This is a genomic window from Saccharothrix sp. CCNWYY140, from assembly GCF_037401995.1.
Classification (GTDB): domain Bacteria; phylum Actinomycetota; class Actinomycetes; order Mycobacteriales; family Pseudonocardiaceae; genus Actinosynnema.
Window position 1 is genome coordinate 1 of the sequence record NZ_JBBEGC010000010.1, and the last position, 26,581, is coordinate 26,581.

Genomic DNA, 26,581 nt, shown 5'->3' on the forward strand with positions numbered 1-26,581 from the left:
AAGGAAACCTCTTGACGAGGTTCATAAATTTACTGGCTATTCGGCACGCTGTTGAGTTCTCAAAGAACACGCGCTCATCGTCACTCGCCGCTCGCACGGCTCGATCGGAGGCTTGTGCATTCAGTAAGCTTGTTGTGAAACCAGACGCCCTTGGCCACACGACTCGATCGAGTCCGGACTGGGTCTTCCTGTTTCGCGGTCACCCACTCTACCACACGTGGTGGGAGCTTGGTTCGTGACCCCCGCCGCGCTCCGTTCCGGCTCTTTCGTTCCGGCCCGTTCCGCGCTGGCAGAGAGAAAGTTACACGCACCCGAAGCGGAGGTCAAATCGGGGGCGCAGCGTGGCCACACGGACTGAAACCGCAGGTCAGCAGCCCGTGCAGCACTCGACACCACGCTATCCGACCGGCTCTGCGCGCAACAGTGTGACCGCGATCACACCAGAACGCGCACGCCGGCCGTGTTCCGCTTGCCCCGGCGCACCACCAGCCACGACCCGTGCAGCAGGTCTTCGCTGGTCGGCACCCACTCCTCGTCGGAGACCTTCGCGTTGTTCACGTACGCGCCGCCCTCCTTCACCGTCCGCCGCGCCGCGCCCTTGCTGTCCGCGAGCCCGGAGCTGACCAGGAGGTCGACGATCGTCGGGGCGTCGGCCAGGCGCACCTCGCCGGTCGGCGCCTCGGCCATCGCGGCCTCCAGCGTCGACAGGTCCAGCTCGCGCAGCTCGCCCCGCCCGAACAGGGCCTGGCTCGCCGCGATCACCTGCTTGGTCTGGTGCTCGCCGTGCACGAGGTCGGTGAACTCCTGGGCCAACCGCTTCTGCGCGGCCCGCAGGTGCGGCGCGGACGCGGTCTGCTCCTCCAGCTCCGCGATCTCCTCGCGGGACAGGAAGGTGAACATCCGCAGGTACCGCAGCACGTCGGCGTCGCCGACGTTCACGAAGTACTGGTACCAGGCGTACGGCGACGTCATGGTCGGGTCGAGCCACAGGTTGCCGCCGCCGGTGGACTTGCCGAACTTGCGGCCCTCGGCGTCGGTGACCAGGGGCGCGGTCAGGGCGTGCACGGACTTGCCGTCGACCTTCCGGACCAGGTCCACGCCGCCGATGATGTTGCCCCACTGGTCGGAGCCGCCCACCTGGAGCCTGGTGTCGTACTTCCGGTTGAGCTGGAGGTAGTCGTGCGACTGCAAGAGCAGGTAGCTGAACTCGGTGTAGGACATGCCGTCGCCGTCGAGGCGCCGCTTGACCGTCTCGCGCGCGAGCATGACGTTGATCGAGAAGTGCTTGCCGACGTCCCGCAGGAACTCCAGCACCGACACCCCGCCGGTCCAGTCGAGGTTGTTCACCACGATCGCGCCGGTCGGCGAGTCGTCGAACTCCACGAACCGCTCCAGCTGGCCGCGGATGCGCTGCGCCCAGTCGGCGACGGTGTCGAGCGTGTTGAGGCTGCGCTCGGCGGTGTCGCGCGGGTCGCCGATCATGCCGGTGGCCCCGCCCGCGAGGACGATCGGCCGGTGCCCGGCGCGCTGGAAGCGGCGCAGCATCAGCAGCGGGACGAGGTTGCCGGCGTGCAGGCTGGGCGCGGTCGGGTCGAAGCCGCCATAGAGGGTGAGCGGGCCCGAGTCGAGATCCTCGCGCAGCGCGTCGAGGTCGGTGGACTGCGCGATCAGGCCGCGCCAGGTCAGCTCGTCGAGGATGTGCTCACTCACGGCTGACCATTCTCCCCTACCAGGGCAAAGCGGTTTGCGCAGGTGCCCGTCGGGGTATGCGGGTGCCTGAGGAGCCGGGGGGCACACCTAGTTCGAGAGGACTCGGCCGATGACCTACCCCGATCGCGATCCCCGTTCCGTCGACCGCCCCACCGAGGCGATGCGCCCGGTCGGCCGTCCCGTGCACGAAGAGGTCGTCGAGCGCGGTGACAGCCGGGTGCGGACCGTCCGCGCGGTGTGCGCGGTGATCGACGTGGTCTGCTGGGTGTTCGCCATCGTGCTGGCCGTGCACATCTTCCTGGTGATCGCGGGCGCCAACCCGGCCAACGGGTTCGCGCAGGTCATCGAGTCGTGGTCGGCCGGTGTGTCGCTGGGGCTGCGCAACCTGTTCACGCCCGCCAACGACGCGCTGCGGACGCTGCTCAACGACGGTCTCGCCGCGATCCTGTGGCTGGTGATCGGCGCGCTGCTGACGAACCTGATCACGCGGGTGGCGCTGCCGGCGGACGAGCGCCGGGCCTGGTACCGCCGGACCGTCCGGTAGCACTACGGTCGGTCACCGGCGGGCTCACCCGGGTGAGGAAAAATCGCCCCGCTGGTCAATTGTCGTCGGGCCGCCCGGCCGCCAGGTTTGCTGGGTGGCCAGCGACTTGCAGAAGCGGAAGAGCTCCATCGTCTTCACGGCGATGGACGCCGACGACGACGGTTTCCTGGAGCGGGCGGACTTCGAGGCGCTCACCGACCGGTGGGTGGCGATCCGCGGGGACAGCGGCGAGGCGCGGTTGCGCGAGCTGATGATGGGCTGGTGGGAGACGCTGCTGTCGGCGTCGGACCAGGACCGCGACGACAAGGTGACCTTCGACGAGCTGCTGGGTGTGGTGGACGACCTCGGCACCATGTTGGACCTGGTGGTGGCGACGGCGGAGTCCATGTTCGAGGCGGTGGACGAGGACGGCGACGGCAGCATCTCCGCCGAGGAGTACTCGTGGATGATCCGGGCGTGGACCGGGTCGGAGACGCCGACGGAGGAGGCGTTCGCCCGGCTGGACCTCGACGGTGACGGGACCCTGTCCAAGAGCGAGTTCGTGTCGCACTGGGTGGAGTTCTGGGCGGGCGACGACCCCGACGCGCCGGGCACGCACGTGTTCGGGACCGTCTGACCCGGGTCACCCGATGGTGACGCCCAACTTGCCGACCGCACCACGGATGAAGTCGGCGACCGCGCGGGTGCTGTCGGTCGCCGTCCCGTAGGGGGTGACGCTTCGGAGCAGGTCAACGCGTTGATGCGGTGGGCGGAGGAGCACCGGGGGTACGTGGCGGAGTCACGGCTGCGGCACGACGCCGGGCACCTCTGAAGCGCCCGGAGTCAGCTCACCCGCGTGCGACGGGTGCCTCGGCGGTACGTGCTGACCGCCGGGGAGTCGATCCAGAAGCGCCACGGCACGTCCACCGCGACCGCCACGCCGACCCGCGGGCCGGTGCGGATGTCGGTGGCCGGGTCGCCCGCCAGGAGTCGCACCGACGCGTCCGGCTCGGTCAGGTCGATGCCGTTGTGCGCGCGGTCCAGGCCCAGGACGCCGGTCAACCGCGCCGGCCCCTTGGCCAGTTCGGCGTGGCTGCGGGCGGACGGGCGGCGCATCTGGGCCAGGTCCTCGCCGTAGACGACCTCGCCGGCGCGCAGCAGGACGGCGCCGGGCACGCCGTCGGTCAGGGAGACCACGTTGGCGCAGAAGTGCATGCCGTAGACGAAGTACACGTACAGCCGGCCCGCCGGGCCGAACATGACCTCGTTGCGCGGTGTGCGGCCCCGGTAGCAGTGGGACGCCGGGTCGTCGCCGCCCCGGTACGCCTCCACCTCCACGATGCGCACGCCGACGACACCCTCGGGGGTCGTGCTCTCGATGATGGACCCGAGCAGGAGCCGGGACGCGTCGACGGGGTCGACTGCCAGCTCCTGCTCGGTGAGCTGCCTAGGCGCGTCGAGCAAGGCGTGCCTTGTCCCGCAACCGCTTGAGCTGTTCCGCCACCCGGTCGGGCGCGGTGCCGCCGTGGGCGTCGCGCGACGCGATCGAACCTTCCACGGTCAACACGCTACGCACCTCGGGCGTGAGGTGGGGCGAGATCCCCGCGAACTCGTCGTCGGTGAGGTCCTCCAGGCCCACACCCCGGGCCTCGGCAGCGCGCACGCACTCCCCCGCGGCCTCGTGCGCCACGCGGAACGGGACGCCCTGCCGCACGAGCCACTCGGCGATGTCGGTGGCCAGGGTGAACCCGGCGGGCGCGACCTCGGCCATGCGGGCGGTGTCGAAGCGCATGGTGGCGATCATCCCGGCCAGCGCGGGAAGCAGGAGTTCCAGCTGCTCGACGGAGTCGAACAGGGGCTCCTTGTCCTCCTGGAGATCGCGGTTGTAGGCCAGCGGCTGGGCCTTGAGGGTCGCCAGCAGGCCGGTCAGGTTGCCGATCAGGCGGCCGGACTTGCCCCGGGTCAGCTCGGCGACGTCGGGGTTCTTCTTCTGCGGCATGATCGAGCTGCCGGTGGCCCACGCGTCGTCGAGGACGGCGAAGTGGAACTCCGCCGTGGTCCAGATGATGACCTCTTCGGCGATCCGGGACAGGTTCACGCCGATCATGGCCAGCACGAACGCGATCTCGGCGGCGAAGTCGCGGGACGCGGTGCCGTCGATGGAGTTCTCCGCCGGCGCGTCGAAGCCGAGGTCCTCGGCGACCGCCGCCGGGTCCAGGCCCAGCGAGGAACCCGCCAGCGCGCCCGACCCGTACGGGGAGACGGCGGCGCGCTTGTCCCAGTCGCGCAGCCGGTCGATGTCGCGCAGCAGGGCCTGGCCGTGGGCCAGGAGGTGGTGGGCGAGCAGCACGGGCTGCGCGGACTGGAGGTGCGTGCGGCCGGGCATGACCGCCGTCGGGTGGGCCTCGGCCTGACCGGCCAGGGCGTCCACGACGTCCAGCACGCCCTCGGACACGCGGTGCGCGGCGTCGCGCAGCCACATCCGGAACAGGGTCGCGACCTGGTCGTTGCGGGACCGGCCGGCGCGCAGCTTGCCGCCCAGCTCGGGGCCGGCGCGCTCGATGAGGCCGCGTTCCAGGGCGGTGTGCACGTCCTCGTCGGCCAGGGTCGGGGTGAACGCCCCGGAGGCCACGTCGGCTTCCAGCGCGTCCAGCGCCGCGATCATCCGGTCGCGCTCGTCCTCGGTCAGCAGGCCCGCGCGGTGCAGCACGCGGGCGTGCGCGCGGGAGCCCTTGATGTCATAGGGCGCCAGCCGCCAGTCGAAGTGCGTGGACGCCGACAGCAACGCCATCGCGTCCGCCGGTCCGCTCGCGAACCGGCCACCCCACAGAGAACTCACGTCTACCTCTTCACCGTTTCCCAGCCGTCACGGCTGCGCGAATGCCTTTGGTCGTGGCTCGGCCGCCGTGCAGCACGAGCCGGATCTCGCCGGACACGTCCCCCTGGGTGTGCTCGATGAAGGTGTCCAGCGCGTCCTTGAGGGGCGAGTACCACAGCCCGTCGTGCACCAGTTCACCCCAGCGCCGCTCCACCCGCCGCTTGAAGCGCACCAGGTCGCGCTCCAGGGTGATCTCCTCCAGCTCGCGGTGCGCGGTGATCAACGTGGCCGCGCCGTGGCCGCCGGTGCGCAGGTTGACCTCGCGCAGCGCCTGCCCGGCGGTCACCGTCTCGCCGTCGAGCGCGACCGGCACACCCCGGTCGAAGGTGACCAGGAGTTCCTGGGGGTCGTCGCCGTGCGGGACGGCGCTGCCCGACCACACGGTCCGGGACGCGGCGGGCGCGTGGTCCAGCACGATCACCCGCAGGTCGGGGGCCAGGGCGTGCAGGCAGGTGTCGAGCCGTTCGCCGCCGCTGTGCGCGATGGTGGTCGCGCCGTGCTCGCGCGCGGTGGCGACCACGTGCTTGGCCACCAACGGGTCGGCCAGTGCGGAAGCACTCGCTTCGGCGGCGTTGGCCAGCAGGGCGGGAAGGCAGTAGGAGTCGGCGAACTCGTCCGCCGCGTCCACCAGCACCCCGTCGACGTCGACCACCACCACCTCGGCGGCGGACAAGGCGACGGCGAAGGTCTCGAACGTCTCCCTGCCGACCACGACGACCCGTTCAGGCACCGTTGGGTCCCTGGTCGTCGCCCGCGGCCAGCGCGAGGATGCGGGCCGCGAGGTCCGCGCCGGTCAGCGGCTCGCGGGCGACGATGATGATCGTGTCGTCGCCCGCGATGGTGCCGACGATCTCGTGCAGCGCCGCCCGGTCCAGGGCGCTGGCCAGGAACTGCGCCGCGCCCGGCGGGGTGCGCAGGACGGCCAGGTTGGCCGACGAGTCGGCGGAGACCAGCAGCTCGTTGAGCACCCGGACCAGGCGGGACGTGCCGCCCTGGACGCCGCGCACCGGGCTGCCGTCCTCGGGGATGACGTACACCGGCGCGCCGCCGTCGGGGCCGCGCAGCTTGACCGCTCCCAGCTCGTCCAGGTCGCGGGACAGCGTGGCCTGGGTGACGTCGATGCCTTCCATCGCGAGGGTCTTGGCGAGCTCCGACTGGCTGCGGATGGCTCGCTGGCTGACCAGCTCGACTATGCGGGCCTGCCGCGCGGTTCGGGTCACGAGCTGTTCTCCAGCAGCCACACCAGCAGGGCCTTCTGGGCGTGCAGGCGGTTCTCCGCCTCGTCCCAGATCGCGCTGTCCGGGCCGTCGAGCACCTCGTCGGTGATCTCCCAGCCGCGGTGCGCGGGCAGGCAGTGCAGCACGGTCGTCTTCACGCCGGTGGACGCGACCAGCGCCGCGTTGACCTGGTACGGGCGGAACGGGCCGACGCGGTCGCGGCCGTCGTTCTCCTGGCCCATCGACGTCCACGTGTCGGTGACCAGCACGTCCGCGCCCTCGACGGCCTTGCGCGGGTCGATGACCACCTCGACGGACCCGCCGGTCTCGGCGGCGCGCTTGCGGGCGTCGTCCAACGCCCACTGCTCGGGCTGGAACCCGGCCGGCGCGGCGACCCGGACGTGCATCCCGGCGGTGGCGCCGCCGAGCATGATCGAGTTGGACATGTTGTTGGCGCCGTCGCCGAGGTAGGTGACGGTGAGGCCGGCGAGCTTGCCGTGCACGCGCCGGATGGTCTGGAGGTCCGCCAGCACCTGGCACGGGTGGAACTCGTCGGTCAGCGCGTTGATCACCGGGATGCGCGACACCGACGCCATCGCCTCGATGCGCTTCTGCGCGAACGTCCGCCACACCACCGCGTCCACGTAGCCGGACAGGATGCGGGAGGTGTCCTCGATGGTCTCCTCGCGGCCCAGCTGCATCGAGCGGCCGTCGATGATGACCGGGTTGCCGCCCAGCTGGGCGATGCCGACCTCGAAGGACAGCCGGGTGCGGGTCGAGTTCTTCTCGAAGATCACCGCGACCGACTTCGGCCCGGCCAGCGGCTTCGCGCCCAGCCGGTCGGCCTTGTAGGTGTCGGCCAGGTCGAGGACCTCGGTCTGCTCGGCGGGGCTCAGGTCGTCGTCACGCAGGAAGTGCCGGACCATCAGGACTCCTCGCTCGGCGGCAGGAAGGACGGGAGGTCGGCCACCAGGCGGTGCGCGTCGGACTCGTCGAGCACCAGCGGCGGCGCGAGGCGGATCACGTCGGGCTGGATGGGGTTGATCAGATAGCCGGCCTGCTGCGCGGCAGCCGCGATCTTCGCCGAGACCGCCTCGCGCAGCGTGATCCCGAGCAGCAGGCCGGCTCCCCGCACACCGGAGATGAGCGGGTGGCCCAGGGCCTCCACGCCGGCGGCGATCTCCTTGCCGACGGCGGCGGAGTGCTCCAGCAGGCCTTCGGCGGCGATGGTGTCCAGGACGGCCAGGGCTGCCGCGCAGCACACCGGGTTGCCGCCGAACGTGGTGCCGTGGTGGCCGGGCTGGAACAGGTCCTTGGCCGCGCCGAAGGCGATGCACGCGCCCAGCGGCAGGCCACCGCCCAGGCCCTTGGCCAGGGTCATGACGTCCGGGACGATGCCGAACCGCTGGAAGGCGAACCAGGAGCCGACGCGGCCGATGCCGGTCTGCACCTCGTCCAGCACCAGCAGCGCGCCGTGCCGGGCGGTGATGGCGCGGGCGGCCTGGAGGTAGCCCTCCGGCGGCACCACCACGCCCTGCTCGCCCTGGATCGGCTCCAGGACGAACGCGGCGGTCTCGTCGTCGATCGCGGCTTCCAACGCGGCCACGTCGCCGAACGGGATGTGCACGACGCCCGGGACCAGCGGTTCGAACGGGCCGCGCTTGGCGGGTTGGCCGGTCAGGGCGAGCGCGCCCATCGTGCGGCCGTGGAACCCGCCCTCGGTGGCGACGACCTTGGTGCGGCCGGTGCGGCGGGACAGCTTGAACGCGGCCTCGTTGGCCTCGGCGCCGGAGTTGACGAACAGCACGCGGCCGTCGCCGTCCTGGCCGGTCAGGTCCAGCAGGCGTTCGGCGAGCTTGAGCGCGGGCTCGTTGATGTAGAGGTTCGAGCTGTGGCCGAGCTTGCCGATCTGCTCGGTCACGGCGGCGATGATCGCCGGGTGCGCGTGGCCCAGGGCGTTGACCGCGATGCCGGACAGCAGGTCCAGGTAGCGGTTGCCGTCGGTGTCCCAGACGTAGGCGCCTTCGCCTCGTTCGAGGGTGAGACCAGGCGTGCCGTAGTTGTTCATCATCGCGGCTTGCCACCGCTGCTGGTCAGTCACTCTCGTCCACCCCTGTCGAATTGCCGACTCCGTCGGCGGTCACCATCGTGCCGACACCCTCGGACGTGAAGACCTCCAACAACACCGAGTGCGCCAACCGTCCGTCGATGACGTGCGCCTCGGGCACGCCACCGCGCACCGCGCGCAGGCAGGCCTCCATCTTGGGCACCATGCCGCTGTCCAGGTCCGGAAGGAGTTTCTCCAGCTCGGACGAGCGGATCTGGTGCAGCAGCGAGTTCTTGTCCGGCCAGTCCGCGTAGAGGCCCTCCACGTCGGTGAGGACCACGAGCTTCTCGGCCTTGAGCGCCACGGCGACCGCGCCGGCGGCGGTGTCGGCGTTGACGTTGTGCACCACGCCGTCCGCGTCCGGGGCGACCGTGGAGACGACCGGGATGCGGCCGGCGTTCACGATGTCCAGCACCGCGTCCGGGTTGACGTCCACGATGTCGCCGACCAGTCCGATGTCCACCGGCTCGCCGTCGATGATCGCGGGGCGGCGGGCGGCGGTGAGCAGGTGGGCGTCCTCGCCGGACAGGCCCACCGCGTACGGGCCGTGCTCGTTGATCAGGCCGACCAGCTCGCGCTGCACCTGCCCGACCAGGACCATGCGCACGACGTCCATCGCCTCGGGCGTGGTCACGCGCAGGCCGCCGCGGAACTCGCTCTCGATGCCCAGCCGCTTGAGCATGGCCGCGATCTGCGGACCACCGCCGTGCACCACGACCGGGTGCAGGCCGGCGAGCTTGAGGAACACCATGTCCTGGGCGAACGCGCGCTTCAGCTCGTCGTCCACCATCGCGTTGCCGCCGTACTTGACGACCACGATCGCGCCCCGGAAGCGCTGCAACCAGGGCAGCGCCTCGATCAGGACCTCGGCCTTCTCGCGCGCGTTCATGAGCTGTAGGCGCTGTTCTCTTCGACGTAGGCGTGGGACAGGTCCGTGGTCAGGACGGTCGCGGTGCCGTCGCCCAGGTTCAGGTCCACCACGATCTCGACGTCCCGGCCGGACAGGTCGGCCTCGCTGCGGTCGGCGGCCTTGTGGCCGTCGGTGAACAGGGTGACGCCGTTGATCGTGATGCCCAGTTTGTGCTGGTCGACGGTGGCGCGGGAGCGGCCGACGGCCATCGCGATGCGGCCCCAGTTCGGGTCGGAGCCGAACAGGGCGGTCTTGACCAGGTTGTCCTCGGCGACCGTCTTCGCGATCTCGACCGCCTCGGCCTCGGAGACCGCGCCGTTGACGGTGATCGCGATCTCCTTGGTGACGCCCTCGGCGTCGCCCTGGAGCTGCTTGACCAGGTCGCCCGCGACCACCGTGAGCAGGGCCTGGAAGTCCTCGGCGCTGGGTGTGACGCCGGACGCGCCGGAGGCCAGGACCAGGACGGTGTCGTTGGTGGACGTGCCGCCGTCGACGTCGAGCCGGTCGTAGGTCCGGGCGGTGGTGGCGCGGAGGGCCGCGTCGAGGGCCTCGCCGTCGATCACCGCGTCGGTGGTGATGACGCTGAGCATGGTGGCCATGTTCGGGGCGAGCATCCCGGCGCCTTTGACGAAGCCGCCGACCGACCAGCCGTCCGGGTGGGCGGCGAAGGACTGCTTGGGCCGGGTGTCGGTGGTCATCACGGCCGTGGCGGCGTTCAGGCCCGCCTCGGTGGTGGTGTCCAGCTCCTTGGCGGCGACCTCGATGCCGGCCTTGAGGTTGTCCATCGGCAGGCGCTCGCCGATCAGGCCCGTGGAGCAGACGGCGACCTCGATCGCGCCGACGCCCAGCACCTCGGCCACCTTCTCGGCGGTGGCGTGGGTGTCCTGGAAGCCCTCGGGACCGGTGCACGCGTTCGCGCCGCCGGAGTTGAGCACGACGGCGTTGAGCTTGCGCTCCTTGAGCACCTGCTGCGACCACAGCACGGGGGCGGCCTTGACCTGGTTGGTCGTGAACACGCCCGCCGCGGCCTGGCCGGGACCCTCGTTGACCACCAGCGCCAGGTCCAGCGCGCCGGACTCCTTGATGCCCGCGGCGACTCCCGCGGCCTTGAAGCCCTTGGGGCCGGTGACGCCCTTGTCACGGACGGGGTTGTTCACGGTGCCACTCCCACGGTGGACAGGCCGGTGGTCTCCGGCAGGCCGAGTGCCAGGTTCATGCACTGCACCGCGGCGCCCGCGGTGCCCTTCGCCAGGTTGTCGACGGCGGCGACCACGACCAGTCGGTTCAGGTCGCGGTCGACGGTGACCTGGAGCTGAACGGCGTTCGAGCCGAGCACCGCGCCCGTGGTCGGCCAGTGGCCTTCCGGCAGCAGGTGCACGAACGGCTCGTCGGCGTAGGCCTTCTCGTAGACCGAGCGCACGTCGTCGTCGCTGGTCAGCGTCGCGGTGCAGGTCGCCAGGATGCCCCGGGGCAGCGGCGCGAGGACCGGCGTGAAGGACACCTTGATCTCGCGGCCGGCGACCTTGGACAGGTTCTGGGTGATCTCCGGGGTGTGCCGGTGGGTGCCGCCGACACCGTACGCGGACAGCGACCCCATCACCTCCGAGCCCAGCAGGTTCGGCTTGAGCGACTTGCCCGCGCCGGACGTGCCGGACACGGCGACCACCGTCACCTCGGGCTCGATCAGCCCGACCGCGGGGGCGAGGGCCAGCGAGGACACGGTCGGGTAGCAGCCGGGAACGGCGACGCGCTTGGCGTTCTTCAGCTGGTCGCGCTGACCGGGCAGCTCGGGCAGGCCGTAGGGCCAGGAGCCGGCGTGGGTGCCGCCGTACCAGCGGGTCCAGGCCTCGGCGTCGGTCAGCCGGTGGTCGGCGCCGCAGTCGATGACCAGGGTGTCGTCGCCCAGTTGCGCGGCGATCTCGGCGGAGTGGCCGTGGGGCAGGGCGAGGAAGACGACGTCGTGGCCGGCGAGGTTCTCGACGGTGGTCTCGCCGAGCACGCGGTCGCCGAGCGGCAGCAGGTGCGGTTGGTGGGCCAGCAGCGGGGTACCCGCGTTGCCACCGGCCGTGAGCGCGCCGATCTCCACCTCCGGGTGCCCGAGCAGGAGCCGCAACAGCTCACCCCCGGCGTACCCACTCGCCCCCGCGACCGCGATCCGTACCGTCATGCGGATAAGTATGCACGCTCGTGCAAAGTCACTCAAATACGCTTTCCCGATGGGTCCCGCGACCTTCGTCACCCACCCCCACCGCAACACCCCTCACCGCAACGCCCCGCACCACCCTCGCCCATCACGACAGCTCGCGCCACCGCCTCCCGCCGCCACCTCGCTCAACACGACGGCCCGGCACCCGCGGCTACCTTGGCGCTCATGAGGGCAGTGATCTTCGACTGGCGGGGCACCCTCGTGCTCACGCCCACCTTCCGCGGCTGGGTCACCGAGGCACCGCGCCGCCTCGGCCGCGACACCTCCACCGCACCCGACGTCATCGCGGCGATCGACGTCTCCCGCCTCGACGCACCCGGCGTCGACGCCGACGCCACCCTCCACCGCGAGACCTACTACGACGCCTTCGCCGACGCCGGCCTGGACGACGACTTGGCCGACACCCTGTACGAAGTCGAGTCGGACCCCGCGTTCAACCCGTTCGCGGTGGACGCCGCAGCCACGCTGAACACCTTGCACGACAACGGGATCCGCATCGGCGTGCTCAGCGACATCCACTTCGACATCCGCCCCGCCTTCGACGGCCTCCCGGTCGACTCGTTCGTGTTGTCCTTCGAGCACGGCGTGGTGAAGCCGGACCCGACGATCTTCCGGATCGCGCTCGACGAACTCGGCACGTCCCCCGAGGAGACGCTCATGGTCGGCGACCGGGCCACGCACGACGGCGCCGGCGTGAACGTCGGCCTCCCGACCCTCCTCGTCCCACCGCTGCGGGACGTCGACGACGCCCGACTGCACCTCGTCACCAATCTAATGGTTGCTAACGCCTCCAACCGTTAGATAACGTGGGCACCATGCTGCTCCCCAAGGTCTTCCACCGCCGTGTCGAGGTCGACGGCGTCCAGGTCTTCTACCGGGAGACCGGCCCGGCGGACGCGCCCACGGTCCTGCTGCTGCACGGTTTCCCGAGCGCTTCCCACCAGTTCCGCCGCCTGATGGACTCGCTCGGGACCCGCTACCACCTCGTCGCACCCGACTACCCGGGCTTCGGCCACAGCGACGACCTCGACCACCACACGTTCGAGCGACTCGCCGACGTGGTCGAGGGTTTCGTGCGGGCGATCGGCCTGACCCGGTTCGCCCTGTACGCGTTCGACTTCGGCGGCCCGGTCGGCTTCCGCCTGGCGACCCGGCACCCGGAGTGGATCACCGGCCTGGTCGTGCAGAACGCCAACGCCTACACCGAGGGCCTGTCCGAGGCCGCCCAGGGCTTCGTCGCCAACCGCGACCGGGACATGGCGCGCGGCCTGATGACCCTCGCCTTCACCAGGTCGCAGTACGAGGACGGCACCACCGACCCGACCCTGGTCGACCCCGACGCCTGGACCCTGGACCAGCACTTCCTCGACCAGCCGGGCCGCACGGAGATCCAGGTCGACCTCGCGCTGGACTACCACACGAACGTCGCCCTGTACCCGCGCTGGCAGGAATGGCTGCGCACCCGGCAGCCACCGACCCTGGTCGTCTGGGGCCGCGGCGACGGCATCTTCACCGAGGACGGGGCGAAGGCCTACCTCCGCGACGTGCCGGACGCCGAACTGCACCTCTTCGACACCGGCCACTTCGCCCTGGAGGAACACGCCACCGAGATCGCCCCCTTGCTGGCCACCTTCCTCGACCGCCTCCCGGCCTGAGCCCCGCCTACGAGCCTGAGCCCGCCCCCCAGCCAGCCGACTTCGCCCGCCGGTCGGCCCCCGTCTCAGATGCCGAAGCGGTCGAGGGCTCGGATCTTGTTGGTCGCGTCCAGGGCCGCCACCTTGTACGCCTCGGACAGGGTCGGGTAGTTGAAGACGGTGTCCACCAGGTAGTCCACCGTGCCGCCGCACGCCATGACCGCCTGTCCGATGTGGACGAGGTCGGTCGCGCCCGTGCCGAACAGGTGCACGCCGAGCAGCTTGCGGTCCACTGTGGACACGAGCAGCTTCAGCATCCCGTAGGCGTCGCCGACGATCTGGCCGCGGGCCAGCTCCCGGTAGCGGGCCAGGCCGACCTCGTACGGGGTCGCCGACGCCGTCAGCTCGGCCTCGGTGGCACCGCAGTACGAGATCTCCGGGATCGTGTAGATCCCGATCGGCTGCAACGCGGACAGCTCGTTCACCGTCTCGCCGAACGCGTGGTACGCCGCCAGCCGCCCCTGGTCCATCGACGTCGCGGCCAGCGCCGGGAAGCCGATCACGTCGCCCACCGCGTAGACGTGCTCCACCGGCGTGCGGTAGTGCTCGTCCACCGTCAGCCGGCCGCGCTGGTCGGCTTCCAGGCCGGCGGCGGCCAGGTTCAGCTCCTCGGTCGCGCCCTGGCGGCCCGCCGAGTACATGACGGCCGCCGCCGGGATGCGCTTGCCGCTCGCGAGCGTGGTCACGGTGCCCTGCTCGGACACGGCGACGTTGACCACCTTCTCCCCGAACCGGAACGTGACCGCCAGGTCGCGCAGGTGGAACTTCAGCGACTCCACGATCTCCGGGTCGCAGAAGTCCAGCATGCGCTCCCGCTGTTCGACGACCGTCACCCGGCTGCCCAGGGCGGCGAACATCGAGGCGTACTCGATGCCGATCACCCCGGCCCCGACCACGACCATCGACGACGGGATCTCCTCCAGCGCGAGCACCTCGTCCGAGTCGAGGACGCGCTCCTCGTCGAAGTCGACCTGCGCCGGCCGGGCCGGGCGGGTGCCGGTGGCGATCACGATCTTGTCCGCCGAGACCGTGTGGTGCTCGCCCCGGTGCACGCCCTGCACCGCGACGGTGTGCGGGTCGACGAACCGGGCCGTGCCGGTGAGCAGGTCGACCTGGTTGCGGTGCAGCTGGGCCCGCACGACCTGGACCTCCCGCCCGATGACGTGCTGGGTCCGGGCGAGCAGGTCCGAGATCGTGATGTCCTTCTTGACCCGGTAGTCCGCGCCGTACAGCTCGCGCTGACTCATGCCGGTCAGGAACATCACCGCTTCCCGCATGGTCTTCGACGGGATCGTGCCGGTGTTCGCGCAGACACCGCCGACCATGTCCGCCTTGTCCACGATCGCGACCCGCTTGCCGAGCTTCGCGCCCGCGATGGCCGCCTTCTGCCCTCCGGGGCCAGAGCCGATGACCAGCAGGTCGTAGTCGAACTCGCTCATGACCGAAGCGTGTCACATCGAGCCGCTCTACGGTGGTCGCGTGAGCGGACTCGTCGCGGCAATCCACGAAGGACTGAAATCGGCTGCCGACCCGGCGAAGGCACCGGAGATGCAGCGGTACATGAAGTCCGAGATGCCGTTCCTCGGTGTGCCGAAGCCCGAGCGCGCCGCACTGGCGCGATCGCTGTTCGGCAAGTTCCCATTCACCTCCCGTGACGAGTGGGTGGACACGGTGCTGGAGCTGTGGCGCGGTGCCACGTACCGCGAGGAGCGGTACCTGGCGCTGGACCTGCTGGGCCGGTACCCCAAGTGGCAGGACCCGACCATGTTGCCGGTGTACGACGAACTGGTCGTGACCGGCGCGTGGTGGGACTACGTGGACGAGATCGCGTCCCGCCGCATCGGCCCCCTGCTGCGCGCGCACCCCGACGACGTCGAACCGGTGGTGCGCACCTGGATGACCGACCCGGACCGCTGGCGGCGGCGGGTGTCGGTGATCTGCCAGCTGGGGTCGAAGGGCGAGACCGACCTCGACCTGCTCCAGGACGCGATCGAGGCGAACATCGCGGACCCGGACTTCTTCCTGCGCAAGGGCATCGGCTGGGCGCTGCGCCAGTACGCCCGAGTGGACCCCGGATGGGTGCGCGCGTTCGTGGACGCGCACCCGGACCTCTCTCCTCTCTCTAGACGGGAAGCCACGAAGCACCTGTGACGGCGGCAAGCGCCACGTAGCGACTGGGCTGCGACGGATGGCAGGTTGGACGGGTTGCGGGTTGGACGGGTGGCGGCGGGTTGCGGGAGGCTGCCGCGCGGTGTGGAGGGGCCGCGCGGTGCGGAAGGCGGCCGGGGCCTATCGCAGCCGGGGTCGGCCCCAGACGGTGCATGGCGCGGCCTGCCTGGGTGCTCGAGTGGTGCGAGGTGGTCAGTCGAGCATCCCCAGGCTGTTCCGGCGGAGGGCGGGTGTCGGGGGTTCGGTCGGCGGGTAGGGGCTCGGCGTGTAGGCGGTGCGCAGGTGGTCGGCTATCAGGGTGATCGCCTCTCGGGCCACCTCCACCGGCCTCCTGTGGGTGAAGCCGTGGTCGACACCCTCGAACTCGCGGTAGGTCACAGGTACGGCCTCGGCTTCCAGGATCTTGGCGAAGTCGCTCATCTCCTCTCGCAGCGTGTCGTGCTGGGCGGTCAGCACCAGGGTCGGCGGCAGGTCCGCCAGGTTCGGGTGGCGGATCGGTGAGGCGTGCGGGTGCTCCGGGTCGACACCCGCGAAGTACGTGCGGCGGACCAGGGACATGAGGGACCTGCGCACCACCGGTTTCTCCAGCATCGACGTGCGGCTGGAATCCGGGCGGCTCAGGTCGACGGCGCCGAACTCGACCGTCAGCGCCACCGGCAGCCGTATTCGGGCCTCGGCCGCGCGCAACGCCACGTTGACCGCCAGCTTGCCGCCGGTGCCGGCCCCGCCCACCGAGATGCGGGCGCCGTCCCACCCGTATGTGGCCGATCGCATCCACCGGTACACGTCGAACAGCTCGTCCTCCGCGACCGGGAACCGGACTGTGGGCGCGGTCGAGTAGTCGGGCACCACGACGTACGCCCCCACCTCGGAGGCCAGGAACCGCGCCACGTTGTCCTCCTGCTCGGGCACGCGCGCGATGAACGCCCCGTCGTGGGCGACCAGGTGCACGGGCGGGCGGTCGACCGGATCGGGTGGCGCGTACACCAGGGCTCGGACCTCGCCGTGGCGCGTCGGGATGCGGACCGTGGCAGGTCTGGCCACCTTCCTCGTGGCGAACTGGAGTTCGGGCGACGCGTACCGGAGCCGGTGCACGACGGGGAACGCGACCTGGAACGCCGCCGCGGTGAGCGCGGGACGCCAGGCGATCAACGGGTCCTTGCGGAGCATGACGCACCTTCCTTTCCAACTGGTTGGTTAGGAGAGTGCCGGCAAGATCGGAGTTTGTCAACTAACCGGTTAGAAGATAGTCTCGCCGGCGTGATCAGAGACGCGGACGCGACCCGCCAGCGCCTGCTCGATGCCGCCCTCGCCGAGTTCGCCGAGCACGGCATCGCGGGTGCGCGGGTGGACCGGATCGCCGCCCAGGCGAGCTCGAACAAGGCGCAGATCTACCACTACTTCGGCGGCAAGGCGCAGCTCTTCGACGCCGTCTACGGCTCGATCGTGCGGCGGGTGGTCGAGTCGACGCCGATCGACGTGCACGACCTGCCGGGGTACGCGGCGAAACTGGCCCGGATGTACGACGTGCACCCCGAGGTCATGCGGCTGGCGGTGTGGCACCGGCTGGAGCCGGGCGAGTCCGAGGTCAACGCCCTGGCCGTCGAGGCGACCGGCCGCAAGGTGGAACTGATCGCCCAGGCCCAGGCGGAAGGGGTGCTGTCCAAGCGGTTCCCGCCCGCGGTGCTGCTCGGACTGGTGCTGCACCTGGCGGCGACGTGGACGGAGGTCAACCCGGAGTTCCCGGGCGAGCTTCCGGAGGCCGAGGAGCGCTACGCGCACGTCGCCGAAGCCGTGCGCAGGCTCATCGCGGAGTAGGCCGGGGACGCGCTCCAGCCACAGGTTCGGCCGCGGATGACCAGCAGGTCAGCCGCGGGTGGCGCGGCCCGAGTAGGTCAGCGGGAAGACGGAGTCCTGGCAGGCGTCGGGCACGTCCGGGGAGATCTGCACGACCATCTCCACCTCGACCGTCCCCGCCGGCGGGATGGACACCGGCTCGGCCATCGGTCGCACGCTCAGCACCCCGGACGGGCAGTCCGGCACCCGGTTGTGCGCCGCGTCCAACGGCTGCCCCGGCACGGCCTGGAGCGTCATCACGACGATGTCGACGCTGTTCGGGTTGGACAGCCGCACGAGCCGCGACCCGACCCCGCCGGGCCTCAGCTCGACCGGTGCGCCGGACACGTCGTTGATCTCGAACGGCTTGAGGTCGGAGACACCGGGCTCGCCGTTGCTCACCGCGTACGCCATCGCGGGCAGTTCGGGTTCGGGCCAGGTGAGGTGCATCGCGGCGACCACGGCGGCACCGACGCCCAGGATGGTCATGGCGACGGCGACTTCCATCCGTGGTCCCAAAGTACGCATGAGGCAACCTCACTACGACTGCGCATCAGGCGGTGGGTTCGCCGCTAGCTCCCCGTCGGACCGGCGACCAGACTCGCCCGGCGGTTCATCGCTTCGCCCCTCGGCCCAGCGGGCCGCGAAGCCAATCTTGGAGAACGTTCAACCTCGGCGCAAGAACCAAGCAGGCCCGGAAATACAGGTCCAAAGACCCCTTGACAGGTGACGCTGAGTGGCCTGATCTGCACGTTCCCACTACCTCGGCGACCGAGGGGTTCACCCTACCGGCCCAATCCTGGACCCGCACTGGTGCGGGTCCAGGAACTCTGCGTCAGCCTCTCAGCACCGCCCCGAAGCGGGTCGACGCCTCCGCCACGGCCGCGTCCCGGGCCGCCGTGGCCTCCTCGACCGTCAGCGTCCGGTCCGGCGCGCGGAACCGCAGCGCGTAGGCCAGCGACCGCTTGCCGTCGCCGACCTGGTCGCCCGTGTACACGTCGAACAGCCGCAGGTCCTCCAGCAGCTCGCCGCCGCCGGCGGTCAGCGCCCGCGCCACCTCGGCGGCGGGCACCGCGGCGTCCACGACGACGGCCACGTCCAGCAGCACCGGCGGGTACGGCGACACGACCGGCGCGGGGCGGCGGTCCTCCACCGGCAGCGCGTCCAGGTCCAGCTCGAAGGCCACGGTCCGCTTGGGCAGACCCAGCGCCTCCAACACCTTCGGGTGAAGCTCGCCCGCGTGGCCCACCGGCCAGTCGCCGACGCGCAGCTCGGCGCACCGACCTGGGTGCCACGGCGCCAGGGAGGACGCCTTGACGGTCAGCTCGACGCCGTACGCCTCACCGACCAGCCGCGCGGCCTGCACCGCGTCCGCCCAGTCCGCCGGGCGGCCCTTGCCCCACCAGCCGGCGTGCTCGCGCAGCCCGGTCAGGACCGCCGCGACGTGCACCGGCTGCTGCGGCAGGGACGCGATCAGCGACGCGACCTGCTCGTCGGACGGCTGCTCGCCCACGCCCACCTCGGGCACCGGCACCGGCTGCGTCCGCGGCAACGTCACCTGGGCGACCGTGTACAGCGCCACGTCACGGGCACCGCGCGCCAGGTTGCGCTGCAAGGTCTCCAGCAGACCCGGCACCAGCGTGGTCGCGAGCGCGTGCTTGTCCGCCTCCAGCGGGTTCAGCGCGCTGACGAACCGCCGCCGCACGTCGTCCTCGGCCAGCCCGAACGCGTCGAACACCGAGGGCGCGATGAACGGGAACGGCTTGACCTCGACGAACCCGTTCTCGGCCAGGGCGCGCGACACCGTCCGGCGACGCCGCTGCTGCTCGGTCAGGCCGCGACCGGCCGGGGCGGGCGGCAGCGTGGACGGGATCGTGTCGTACCCCTCCAGCCGCAGCACCTCCTCCACCAGGTCGGCGGGCTGGGTGAGGTCGGCGCGCCACGTCGGCGGCACCGCCGTGACCAGGGTCGATCCGTCGTCACCGGTCGAGACCTCGACCTGGCAGCCGATCTGGCCCAGCCGCCGCGCCGTCACGCCGCGCGCGTAGCGCACGCCGGCCACCCGGTCGGGCAGGTCGATCGGCATGGTCACCGGACCGGGCAGCACCGGAGCGCCCACGTCCGTGCGGCCCGGCTTGATGCTGCCTTCGGCGAACATGTGCAGAAGCCGCGCCGCGCGCTCCAAGGCCACCGGGGCCAGCGCCGGGTCCACGGTCCGCTCGAACCGCTTGGCGGCCTCCGACGGCAGCTTGTGCCGCCGCACGGTGCGCGCGATGGACGCCGGGTCCCAGTTCGCCGCCTCCAGCAGGATGTCCGTGCTGGTGTCGCGGACCTCGGTGGACGCGCCGCCCATGACGCCGGCCAGCGACACCACGCCGCTGTCGTCGGCGATCACGATGTCGTCCGGGTCCAGCGCCCTGACCTGCTCGTCCAGCGTGGTGAGCTTCTCCCCCGCCACTGCGCGCCGCACGACCAGGCCGCCCTGGACGGCCGCGCCGTCGAACGCGTGCAGCGGCTGGCCGAGCTCCAGCATCACGTAGTTGGTGACGTCGACCGGCAGCGAGATGGACCGGATCCCGGCCAGCATCAGCCGCCGCCGCATCCACCACGGGGTCGGCGCGGTCGGGTCCACCCCGGTCACCCGGCGGGCCACGAACCGCGAGCACGCCGAGACGTCCTCGATCCGCACCGGCAGCACGTCGCCCTCGCCCTCGGGCACCTCGGCCAGGCCGGGGTCGCCGAACGGCACGTCGAACGCGCAGGCGATCTCGCGGGCCAAGCCGCGCACGGAGAACGCGTAGCCGCGGTCGGGCGTGGGCGCGACCTCGATGACCGTGTCGTTAAGGCCCAGCAGCTCGATGGCGTCGTCACCGGGCTGCGCGGTGCCGCTGGGCAGCACCAGGATGCCCGCGTGGTCGTCGCCCAGGCCCAGCTCGCGGGCCGAGCAGATCATGCCCTCGCTGACGTGGCCGTAGGTCTTGCGCGGGGTGATCGCGAAGTCACCGGGCAGCACCGCGCCGGGCAGCGCCACGACGACCGTGTCGCCCTCGACGAAGTTCGACGCGCCGCAGACGATGCCGTTGACCTGGTCCGGACCGACCTCGACCTGGCAGTACCGGATGGGCTTCTTGAACTCGGTGAGCTCCTTGATCTCCACCACCCGGCCCGCGACGAGCGGACCGGTGACGGGACCGAGCTGGTGGACGTCCTCGACCTCGAGACCGATCCGCACGAACGCCTCGGCGAGCTGCTCGGGCGTCGGGGTCTCCGGGAACTCGAGGTTCTCGACCAGCCAGGTAACCGGGATACGCACCGGTCATGCCTCCGTTCCGAAGGGCTGGGTGAAGCGGACATCGCCTTCGACCATGTCGCGCATGTCGGGCAGGCCGTTGCGGAACTGGAGCGTGCGCTCCAGGCCCATGCCGAACGCGAACCCCGAGTACACCTCCGGGTCGACACCGCAGTTGCGCAGGACGTTCGGGTTGACCATGCCGCAGCCGCCCCACTCGACCCAGCCGGGGCCGCCCTTCTTCTCCGGGAACCACACGTCCACCTCGGCGGACGGCTCGGTGAAGGGGAAGAAGCTGGGCCGCAGGCGGGTCTTGGAGTCCTCGCCGAACATGGCGCGGGCGAACGCGTCGAGCGTGCCCTTCAGGTGCGCCATCGTCAGGCCCTTGTCCACGGCCAAGCCCTCGACCTGGTGGAACACCGGGGTGTGGGTGGCGTCGAGCTCGTCGGTGCGGAACGTCCGACCCGGGCACACCACGTACACCGGCAGCTCGCGGTCCAGCAGCGTGCGGGCCTGCACGGGGCTGGTGTGCGTGCGCAGCACCAGGCCGGAGCCCTCGGGTGCCACGTAGAAGGTGTCCTGCATGGAGCGGGCCGGGTGGTCCTTGCCGAAGTTCAACGCGTCGAAGTTGAACCACTCGGTTTCCAGCTCGGGGCCCTCGGCGACCTCGTAGCCCATCGCGACGAACACGTCGGCGATGCGCTCGGCGAGCGTGCTGATGGGGTGGCGCGCGCCGCGCGGGACCCGGTCCCACGGCAGCGTGACGTCGACCGACTCCTCGCGCAGGACCCGCTCGTCGCGCTCGGCCTGGAGCACGGCGCGGCGCTCCTCGAACGCGTGCTTGACCGCGTTCTGCGCCTCGTTCACCCGCTTGCCCGCCTCGGCCTTGGCGGCCGGCGGCAGCGCGCCGATCTCCCGCCTGGCCAGCAGGACGGGCGAGCGGTCACCCAGGTGGCTCGGCTTCACGGCGGCCAGCTCGTCGAGGTCGGCCGCCTTCGCGAAGGCCTCCCGCGCCTGCTCCACCGCCGTGTCGAGCGCCTCCGGTGAGAGCGCCGCGACCTGCTTGGGGTCGTACGGGTCGTTGGCTCCGGACATGGTTGGTGGACAGCTCCCGTCGCGTGCCGCGTGTGGAAACCACCCCGCGAAGGGCACGGAGCGGCGGGTCGATCCTAGGTGATCGGGGTGGGGCCGGATCCACCGCGGCCGTGACTGCGCCGTGACCCCGGCAGGTCGGCCGCGCGGAATTGTCGTACCCCTCGTGCACACTGATCTTCGAGTGAGCCGCCGGCCCGGCGGGCGAAGCGCCGAAAACCGGGTCCGCCGCCACCGTGGCGCACCTAGAATCGACCGTCCTACGTGACCTGACCCGAGGTGGATCGCACTCTCATGGCACACACCTTCGGTGTCGACCTGCGCGGGATCATCGACCTGCTCAGCCACCACCTGTACAGCAGTCCCCGCGTGTACGCGCGCGAGCTGCTCCAGAACGCGGTGGACGCGATCACCGCCCGCCGAGCGCTCCAGCCGGACGCGCCGGGCGAGGTGGTGATCGAGCCGATCGACTCCGGCACGGGCGGCACCCTCCGCATCTCCGACACGGGCATCGGCCTGACCGAGCGCGAGGTCCACGACCTGCTCTCGACACTGGGCCGCACGTCCAAGCGGGACGAGCTGGGGTTCGCCCGCCAGGGCTTCCTCGGCCAGTTCGGCGTGGGTCTGCTGTCCGCGTTCCTGGTCGCCGAGCGGATCCGACTGGTGTCCCGGTCGGCCAAGGGCGGCCCGGCGGTGCGGTGGACAGCCGACGCGGCCGGCAACTACGAGGTCGAGGTCGACGAGACAGCCCGCGCCGAGATCGGGACCACGATCGAGCTGGTGCCCAACCGGGACTCGGAGCACTGGCTGGAGCACGACGTGGTGAAGGCGCTGGTCACCGAGTACGGCGAGCTGCTGCCGGTGAAGGTGAGCGTGAGCGGCGAGGTGCTCACCGCCGAGCGGCTGCCGTGGCTGGACGACGCGCTGGAGTACGGCGCGAAGGTGCTGGGCGTGCGGCCGTTCGACGCGATCCCGGTCGAGGTGCCGACCGTGGGCCTGACCGGTGTGGCGTACGTGCTGCCCGGCGGGGTCCACCCCGGCGCGCGCCAGTCGCACCGCGTGTACCTGAAGCGGATGCTGGTCGGCGACGCCATCGAGGGTCTGCTGCCGGAGTGGGCGTACTTCGTGCGGTGCGTGGTCGACTCGTCGTCGCTGCGGCCCACGGCCAGCCGCGAGGCGCTCTACCAGGACGAGACGCTGCTCGCGGTGCGCGAGGAGCTGGGCCGGCAGGTCCGCGACTGGCTGGTGCGGCTGGACGCGACCGACCCGGACCGCACGGCGGCGCTGCTCGACGCCCACCACCTGGGCATCAAGTCGCTGGCGCGGGTGGACGACGAGATGCTGCGGCTGGTGGAGCGGTGGCTGCCGTTCGAGACCACCGACGGCGGGCAGTCGCTGCGCCAGTTCAAGCGCAAGCACGGCTCGATCGCGTACGTGCCGGACGTGGACGAGTTCCGCCAGCTCGCGCCGGTCGCCCACGCGCAGGGCATGGGCCTGCTCAACGCGGGTTACGCCTACGACGTGGAGATCATGGACCGGCTGGTGGCGCTGGACGGTCCGGCGGCGGCGCGGCGGGTCGCGCCGACCGAGGTGCTGGCCGCGCTGGGCGACCCTGAGCCGGAGCTGGAGCGGGCGCTGCGCGACCGGTTGGCGCTGGCCAAGGAGGTGCTGGAGCGGCACGACTGCGAGGCCGTGCCGCGCGACTTCGACCCGGCGTCGCTGCCCGCCCTGCTGGTCACCAACGTGGAGGGCGAGCGCCGGCGCGATGTCGAGCAGGTCGGCGAGCAGGCCGACCCGCTGTGGGCGGAACTGCTGGGCAGCCTGGTGTCGGAGCAGTCCGACGCGGCCCAGCGGCTCGTGCTCAACGTGCGCAACCCGCTGGTGCGGCGGTTGGCGGGGCTCAACGACTCGGCACTGGTGGAGCTGACCGTCGAGTCCTTGTACGTGCACGCGTTGCTGCAAGCGCGCCGGCCGATGCGCCCCAAGGACACGGCCGCGCTCAACCGCTCTTTCCTGGAACTGCTGGACCGCGCTGTCGGAGGGCAATCGTGAGCGAGGAGAAGACCGCCGCCGAACAGCAGTTCGTCGAGGCGTACCACATGCCCGAGGGCATGGCGCGGCACGAGGCGCTGGAACGCGCCGCGCGCACCGCGGACGCCGTCGACCACCTGCCGCTCGGCGTGAGCTGCCGGATCGCACTGATCCGGTCCGCCTACGACCTGGGTCGCTACGACCTGATGCTCGCGCCGTTCGCGTGGTGCGGCGCGGCGGAGAAGCGCGACCCCACGGCGTTCGACGAGTGGGAGACGCACAGCTTCGACTGGGCGCACAAGTGGATCGTCAGCGGGCTGATGGCCGACCCCCGGTTCACCCTGGAGCAGGTCCGGTCGGTGATCACGCAGCTCGGCGAGCGGTACCAGTCCCACGGGTACTCGATGCAGCCGGTGTACGGGGCGCAGGCGCAGCTGGCCGAGCACATCGGCAACGAGGACGGCTACCGCAACTACTTCGCGCGCTACCTGGCGATGGACCGGGGTCCGATGAGCGACTGCGAGGCGTGCGTCGTCGAGGACCAGGCCGGGCACCTGATCCGGCAGGGCCGGTACGCGGAGGCGGTCGCGCACGCCGAACACCAGTTGGAGAAGGACACCGGCTGCGCCACCCAGCCGCAGGGCATCCTGACCACGCTGACACCGGCGTTCGTGGCGCTGGGCGACCTGGACCGGGCACGGCAGGCGCACGTGGTCGCCCACCGGCTGGTGCGTGACGACCAGTACGGCGGCTACGTGGACGACCACCTGGTGTTCTGCGCGACATCGGGCAACGTCCAGCGCGGGATCGAGCTGTTGCAGCGGCAGGTGCACCGGGTGCACCACTCGCCGTCGCCGTCCCAGGAGATGCACTTCGCGGCGGGCGCGGCGGTGCTGCTGGGCCGGGTGGGCAAGCCGCAGGACTTCGTCGTGCCGCGCGACGGGCAGATGGAGGTCTACAGCGCGCCCCAGCTCCGGGAGCTGCTGGAGGAGAAGGCCCTCGAGATCGCGGAGCGGTTCGACCGGCGCAACGGGACGGACGCGGTGAGCCGCCGCATCCGCGCGAAGCTGGCGTCGGCCGACACACCGCACGTGCCGCTGGCGGTGCCGTTGCGGACGGAGGTCGCGCCCGCGCCGGAGGAGGAGCCGGCCCCGGTCGCCGACCCGGTCGAGCTGGCGCAGGCGATGAACCACGCCTTCGACCACGGCGACTTCATCACCGGCATGCGGTTGCTGCGGTCGCTGCCGCGCGACCTCGACCCGCTGCTGCCGGAGGGCCTCGCGGCGCGGGTCGCGGCCCGGCGGGCGCTGGCGGCGCGGCAGAGCACCGTGCACGAGGAGCACGAGGCCGCCATGACCGAGCTGGACGCGGCGGTCGCCCGGCTCGCGGCGGCGGGAGAGCACGACTTCGCCAACCGGTACCGCAGCCGGGGCGCGGCGATGCGGGCCGAGCACGTGGGCCTGGAGGCGGCGCTGGTGGAGGCGCGGGAGTGCGTGGCGGAGGCGGACCGCGCGGGCACCCCGTACACCCGGGTGCTGACCCGGCTCGTGGTGGTTGACCTGCTGGGCGAGGTGGACGCGTCCGACGAGCGGGGCGAGCTGGTGCGCGAGGCGCTCGTGCTGGCCGAGAGGGACGTGCCGGAGCTGGTCGCGCGGGTGCGGTGCGACGTGGCGCAGCACCTGGCGTCCATCGGCGAGCTGGACGAGGCGTCCGCGGTGGTCGCCGACGTGCTGGCGGGCGAGCCGACACCGGGCGTGCGGTTCGACGCGCTGCGGCTGCGGTTGAAGATCGAGACGGTGCTGGGGCTGCCCGCCGCGCTGGACACGGCGGAGGAGTTCGTGGCGGCGTTCAACACACCGCGCGGTCCGTGGACGGCGGAGGCGCACCGGCAGCGGGTGGCGTCGGTCGACCGGCTGGAGGTCGAGGACCGGCAGCTGGAACAGCTGCGGGAGGCGATCTCCGTGGGGCACGAGCTGGGCGTGCCCGAGGACGTGGCGCACGCGTGCTACACGCTGGCGGGCGGCTACCTCAAGACCGGGCGGTTCGTGGAGGCCGCCGAGGCGCTGGAGGAAGCGGTCCGGGTCATCGAGAGCCACGACGTGCGCGAGGACATCGTGGTCCCGGTGCGGTACCGGTTGGCGCAGGCGTGTTCACGACTCGACGAGAACGAGGCGGCGCGAACACACCTGGAGACCGCGCTGCCGATGATCCCGGACGAGGAGCCGTGGCGGCGGGCGCTCGCCTACGACCTGCTGGGCGGCGTGCTGCGGCGGCTGGACCGGGCGTCGGCCGGCGCGCGGGCCTACGCCGAGGCGGCCCGGCACTGGGAGCAGGTGCCGGACGCGGCCGAGGCGGCGGGTTCGTGGGTCGAGTCGGCGGCGGCCCTTCCCGACGACGAACGCGACACGTGCGCTGCGGCACTGGACGCGGCGGAGCGCCTGCTGCCCGCGATGGACAACGAGGAGCACCGGACGCACCTGTCGGCGCGGATCGCGGCGATCCGGGCGTTCCTGCACTTCCAGGCCGGACGGTACGCGGAGGCGCTGGAGCGCAACGGCGTGGCCGAGGAGCTGGCGGCTCGGCTGGGCGACGTCGACTGGCAGTCGTTCCTGGCGCAGCGGGGTGCGCGGTTCCTCCTCCAGTCCGGTGACGCGGTCAACGCGGAGGCGGAGATCCGGCGGGCGGCCGGCCTGCTGACCGACCACGCCCCGTTGCAGATCGTCGGTGACACGGCCAACGTGCTGGAGGAGGTGCTGCGGACCTTGGACAAGCCGGTGGCAAGCGACCCGCTGTTGCGCTCGCTGAACGCACGACTCCAGGACTGACCGCGAACGGCGACTGGGCACGAGCGGCGAGGCTGGGCGCGTCGAGACCGAGGTGACCGGCCTCGACGCGCTCGGCTGCGGAGGCGCGCGGGCG

At 71.6% G+C, this 26,581-nt stretch carries 23 protein-coding genes; 8 read left to right on the forward strand and 15 right to left on the reverse strand.

Annotated elements, in window-relative coordinates:
* Nucleotides 1–435: 435 nt before the first annotated feature.
* Complete coding sequence (gene tyrS / locus WBN91_RS08155) at nucleotides 436–1,710, reverse strand: tyrosine--tRNA ligase (RefSeq protein WP_337727295.1); 1,275 nt, start codon at nucleotides 1,708–1,710, stop codon at nucleotides 436–438.
* Between the two features lie 109 nt (nucleotides 1,711–1,819).
* On the opposite strand from tyrS, the gene WBN91_RS08160 reads away from it, so the two are divergent.
* Both WBN91_RS08160 and WBN91_RS08165 read left to right on the forward strand, forming a co-directional pair.
* A complete protein-coding gene (locus tag WBN91_RS08160) occupies nucleotides 1,820–2,254 on the forward strand; it encodes a hypothetical protein (RefSeq protein ID WP_337727294.1) in 435 nt (144 codons plus the stop codon).
* Nucleotides 2,255–2,348: 94 nt separating this feature from the next.
* Complete coding sequence (locus tag WBN91_RS08165; RefSeq protein ID WP_337727293.1) at nucleotides 2,349–2,870, forward strand: EF-hand domain-containing protein; 522 nt, start codon at nucleotides 2,349–2,351, stop codon at nucleotides 2,868–2,870.
* A gap of 206 nt (nucleotides 2,871–3,076) precedes the next feature.
* Here WBN91_RS08165 and WBN91_RS08170 read toward each other — a convergent pair whose 3' ends face one another.
* From WBN91_RS08170 to argC, 9 genes are read right to left on the reverse strand one after another with little or no spacing between them, the layout of a single operon-like run.
* Entirely contained in the window at nucleotides 3,077–3,697 is a 621-nt protein-coding gene (locus tag WBN91_RS08170) for a DNA-3-methyladenine glycosylase (RefSeq protein ID WP_337727292.1), read from the reverse strand.
* The gene (gene argH / locus WBN91_RS08175; protein WP_337727291.1) at nucleotides 3,681–5,072 is read right to left on the reverse strand and encodes an argininosuccinate lyase; all 1,392 of its coding nucleotides are present in this window, start codon (nucleotides 5,070–5,072) and stop codon (nucleotides 3,681–3,683) included. The genes WBN91_RS08170 and argH overlap by 17 nt, the downstream gene beginning before the upstream one ends.
* A gap of 10 nt (nucleotides 5,073–5,082) precedes the next feature.
* On the reverse strand, nucleotides 5,083–5,841 hold the full coding sequence (locus tag WBN91_RS08180; RefSeq protein WP_337727290.1) for an argininosuccinate synthase domain-containing protein: 759 nt from the start codon (nucleotides 5,839–5,841) through the stop codon (nucleotides 5,083–5,085).
* Nucleotides 5,834–6,331, reverse strand: a complete 498-nt coding sequence (locus tag WBN91_RS08185; RefSeq protein ID WP_337727289.1) for an arginine repressor — start codon at nucleotides 6,329–6,331, stop codon at nucleotides 5,834–5,836. Before WBN91_RS08185 ends, WBN91_RS08180 begins: the two co-directional genes overlap by 8 nt.
* The gene (gene argF, locus WBN91_RS08190) at nucleotides 6,328–7,254 is read right to left on the reverse strand and encodes an ornithine carbamoyltransferase (protein ID WP_337727288.1); all 927 of its coding nucleotides are present in this window, start codon (nucleotides 7,252–7,254) and stop codon (nucleotides 6,328–6,330) included. The genes WBN91_RS08185 and argF overlap by 4 nt, the downstream gene beginning before the upstream one ends.
* A complete protein-coding gene (locus WBN91_RS08195; RefSeq protein ID WP_337727297.1) occupies nucleotides 7,254–8,399 on the reverse strand; it encodes an acetylornithine transaminase in 1,146 nt (381 codons plus the stop codon). Before WBN91_RS08195 ends, argF begins: the two co-directional genes overlap by 1 nt.
* 22 nt (nucleotides 8,400–8,421) lie before the next feature.
* Nucleotides 8,422–9,324, reverse strand: a complete 903-nt coding sequence (gene argB / locus WBN91_RS08200; RefSeq protein ID WP_337727287.1) for an acetylglutamate kinase — start codon at nucleotides 9,322–9,324, stop codon at nucleotides 8,422–8,424.
* Nucleotides 9,321–10,502, reverse strand: a complete 1,182-nt coding sequence (gene argJ, locus WBN91_RS08205) for a bifunctional glutamate N-acetyltransferase/amino-acid acetyltransferase ArgJ (RefSeq protein ID WP_337727286.1) — start codon at nucleotides 10,500–10,502, stop codon at nucleotides 9,321–9,323. The genes argB and argJ overlap by 4 nt, the downstream gene beginning before the upstream one ends.
* Complete coding sequence (gene argC, locus WBN91_RS08210; protein WP_337727285.1) at nucleotides 10,499–11,512, reverse strand: N-acetyl-gamma-glutamyl-phosphate reductase; 1,014 nt, start codon at nucleotides 11,510–11,512, stop codon at nucleotides 10,499–10,501. Before argC ends, argJ begins: the two co-directional genes overlap by 4 nt.
* A gap of 204 nt (nucleotides 11,513–11,716) precedes the next feature.
* Between argC and WBN91_RS08215 the strand changes: the two genes are divergently transcribed.
* Nucleotides 11,717–12,352, forward strand: coding sequence for an HAD family hydrolase (locus WBN91_RS08215; protein ID WP_337727284.1), 636 nt, complete (start codon nucleotides 11,717–11,719; stop codon nucleotides 12,350–12,352).
* Nucleotides 12,353–12,366: 14 nt separating this feature from the next.
* Nucleotides 12,367–13,206, forward strand: coding sequence for an alpha/beta fold hydrolase (locus WBN91_RS08220; RefSeq protein WP_337727283.1), 840 nt, complete (start codon nucleotides 12,367–12,369; stop codon nucleotides 13,204–13,206).
* A 65-nt stretch (nucleotides 13,207–13,271) separates the two neighbouring features.
* Here WBN91_RS08220 and sthA read toward each other — a convergent pair whose 3' ends face one another.
* A complete protein-coding gene (sthA, locus tag WBN91_RS08225) occupies nucleotides 13,272–14,684 on the reverse strand; it encodes a Si-specific NAD(P)(+) transhydrogenase (RefSeq protein ID WP_337727282.1) in 1,413 nt (470 codons plus the stop codon).
* Here sthA and WBN91_RS08230 point away from each other — a divergent pair.
* The gene (locus WBN91_RS08230) at nucleotides 14,683–15,396 is read left to right on the forward strand and encodes a DNA alkylation repair protein (protein ID WP_443217678.1); all 714 of its coding nucleotides are present in this window, start codon (nucleotides 14,683–14,685) and stop codon (nucleotides 15,394–15,396) included. The genes sthA and WBN91_RS08230 overlap by 2 nt on opposite strands.
* Nucleotides 15,397–15,606: 210 nt before the next feature.
* Here the strand turns inward: WBN91_RS08230 and WBN91_RS08235 are convergent, their stop codons facing one another.
* Entirely contained in the window at nucleotides 15,607–16,584 is a 978-nt protein-coding gene (locus WBN91_RS08235; RefSeq protein ID WP_337727280.1) for an alpha/beta hydrolase, read from the reverse strand.
* A gap of 90 nt (nucleotides 16,585–16,674) precedes the next feature.
* On the opposite strand from WBN91_RS08235, the gene WBN91_RS08240 reads away from it, so the two are divergent.
* Nucleotides 16,675–17,232 (forward strand): TetR family transcriptional regulator, encoded by a 558-nt coding sequence (locus WBN91_RS08240; protein ID WP_337727279.1) that lies wholly within the window; start codon nucleotides 16,675–16,677, stop codon nucleotides 17,230–17,232.
* Between the two features lie 48 nt (nucleotides 17,233–17,280).
* Here the strand turns inward: WBN91_RS08240 and WBN91_RS08245 are convergent, their stop codons facing one another.
* The 3 genes from WBN91_RS08245 to pheS form a co-directional block, all read right to left on the reverse strand.
* Entirely contained in the window at nucleotides 17,281–17,757 is a 477-nt protein-coding gene (locus WBN91_RS08245) for a hypothetical protein (protein ID WP_337727278.1), read from the reverse strand.
* A gap of 328 nt (nucleotides 17,758–18,085) precedes the next feature.
* Entirely contained in the window at nucleotides 18,086–20,563 is a 2,478-nt protein-coding gene (pheT, locus tag WBN91_RS08250; RefSeq protein WP_337727277.1) for a phenylalanine--tRNA ligase subunit beta, read from the reverse strand.
* 3 nt (nucleotides 20,564–20,566) lie between these two features.
* Complete coding sequence (gene pheS / locus WBN91_RS08255) at nucleotides 20,567–21,634, reverse strand: phenylalanine--tRNA ligase subunit alpha (protein ID WP_121227302.1); 1,068 nt, start codon at nucleotides 21,632–21,634, stop codon at nucleotides 20,567–20,569.
* A gap of 291 nt (nucleotides 21,635–21,925) precedes the next feature.
* On the opposite strand from pheS, the gene WBN91_RS08260 reads away from it, so the two are divergent.
* Nucleotides 21,926–23,683, forward strand: coding sequence for an HSP90 family protein (locus WBN91_RS08260; protein WP_337727276.1), 1,758 nt, complete (start codon nucleotides 21,926–21,928; stop codon nucleotides 23,681–23,683).
* Complete coding sequence (locus WBN91_RS08265) at nucleotides 23,680–26,487, forward strand: hypothetical protein (protein WP_337727275.1); 2,808 nt, start codon at nucleotides 23,680–23,682, stop codon at nucleotides 26,485–26,487. Before WBN91_RS08260 ends, WBN91_RS08265 begins: the two co-directional genes overlap by 4 nt.
* Nucleotides 26,488–26,581: the final 94 nt, after the last annotated feature.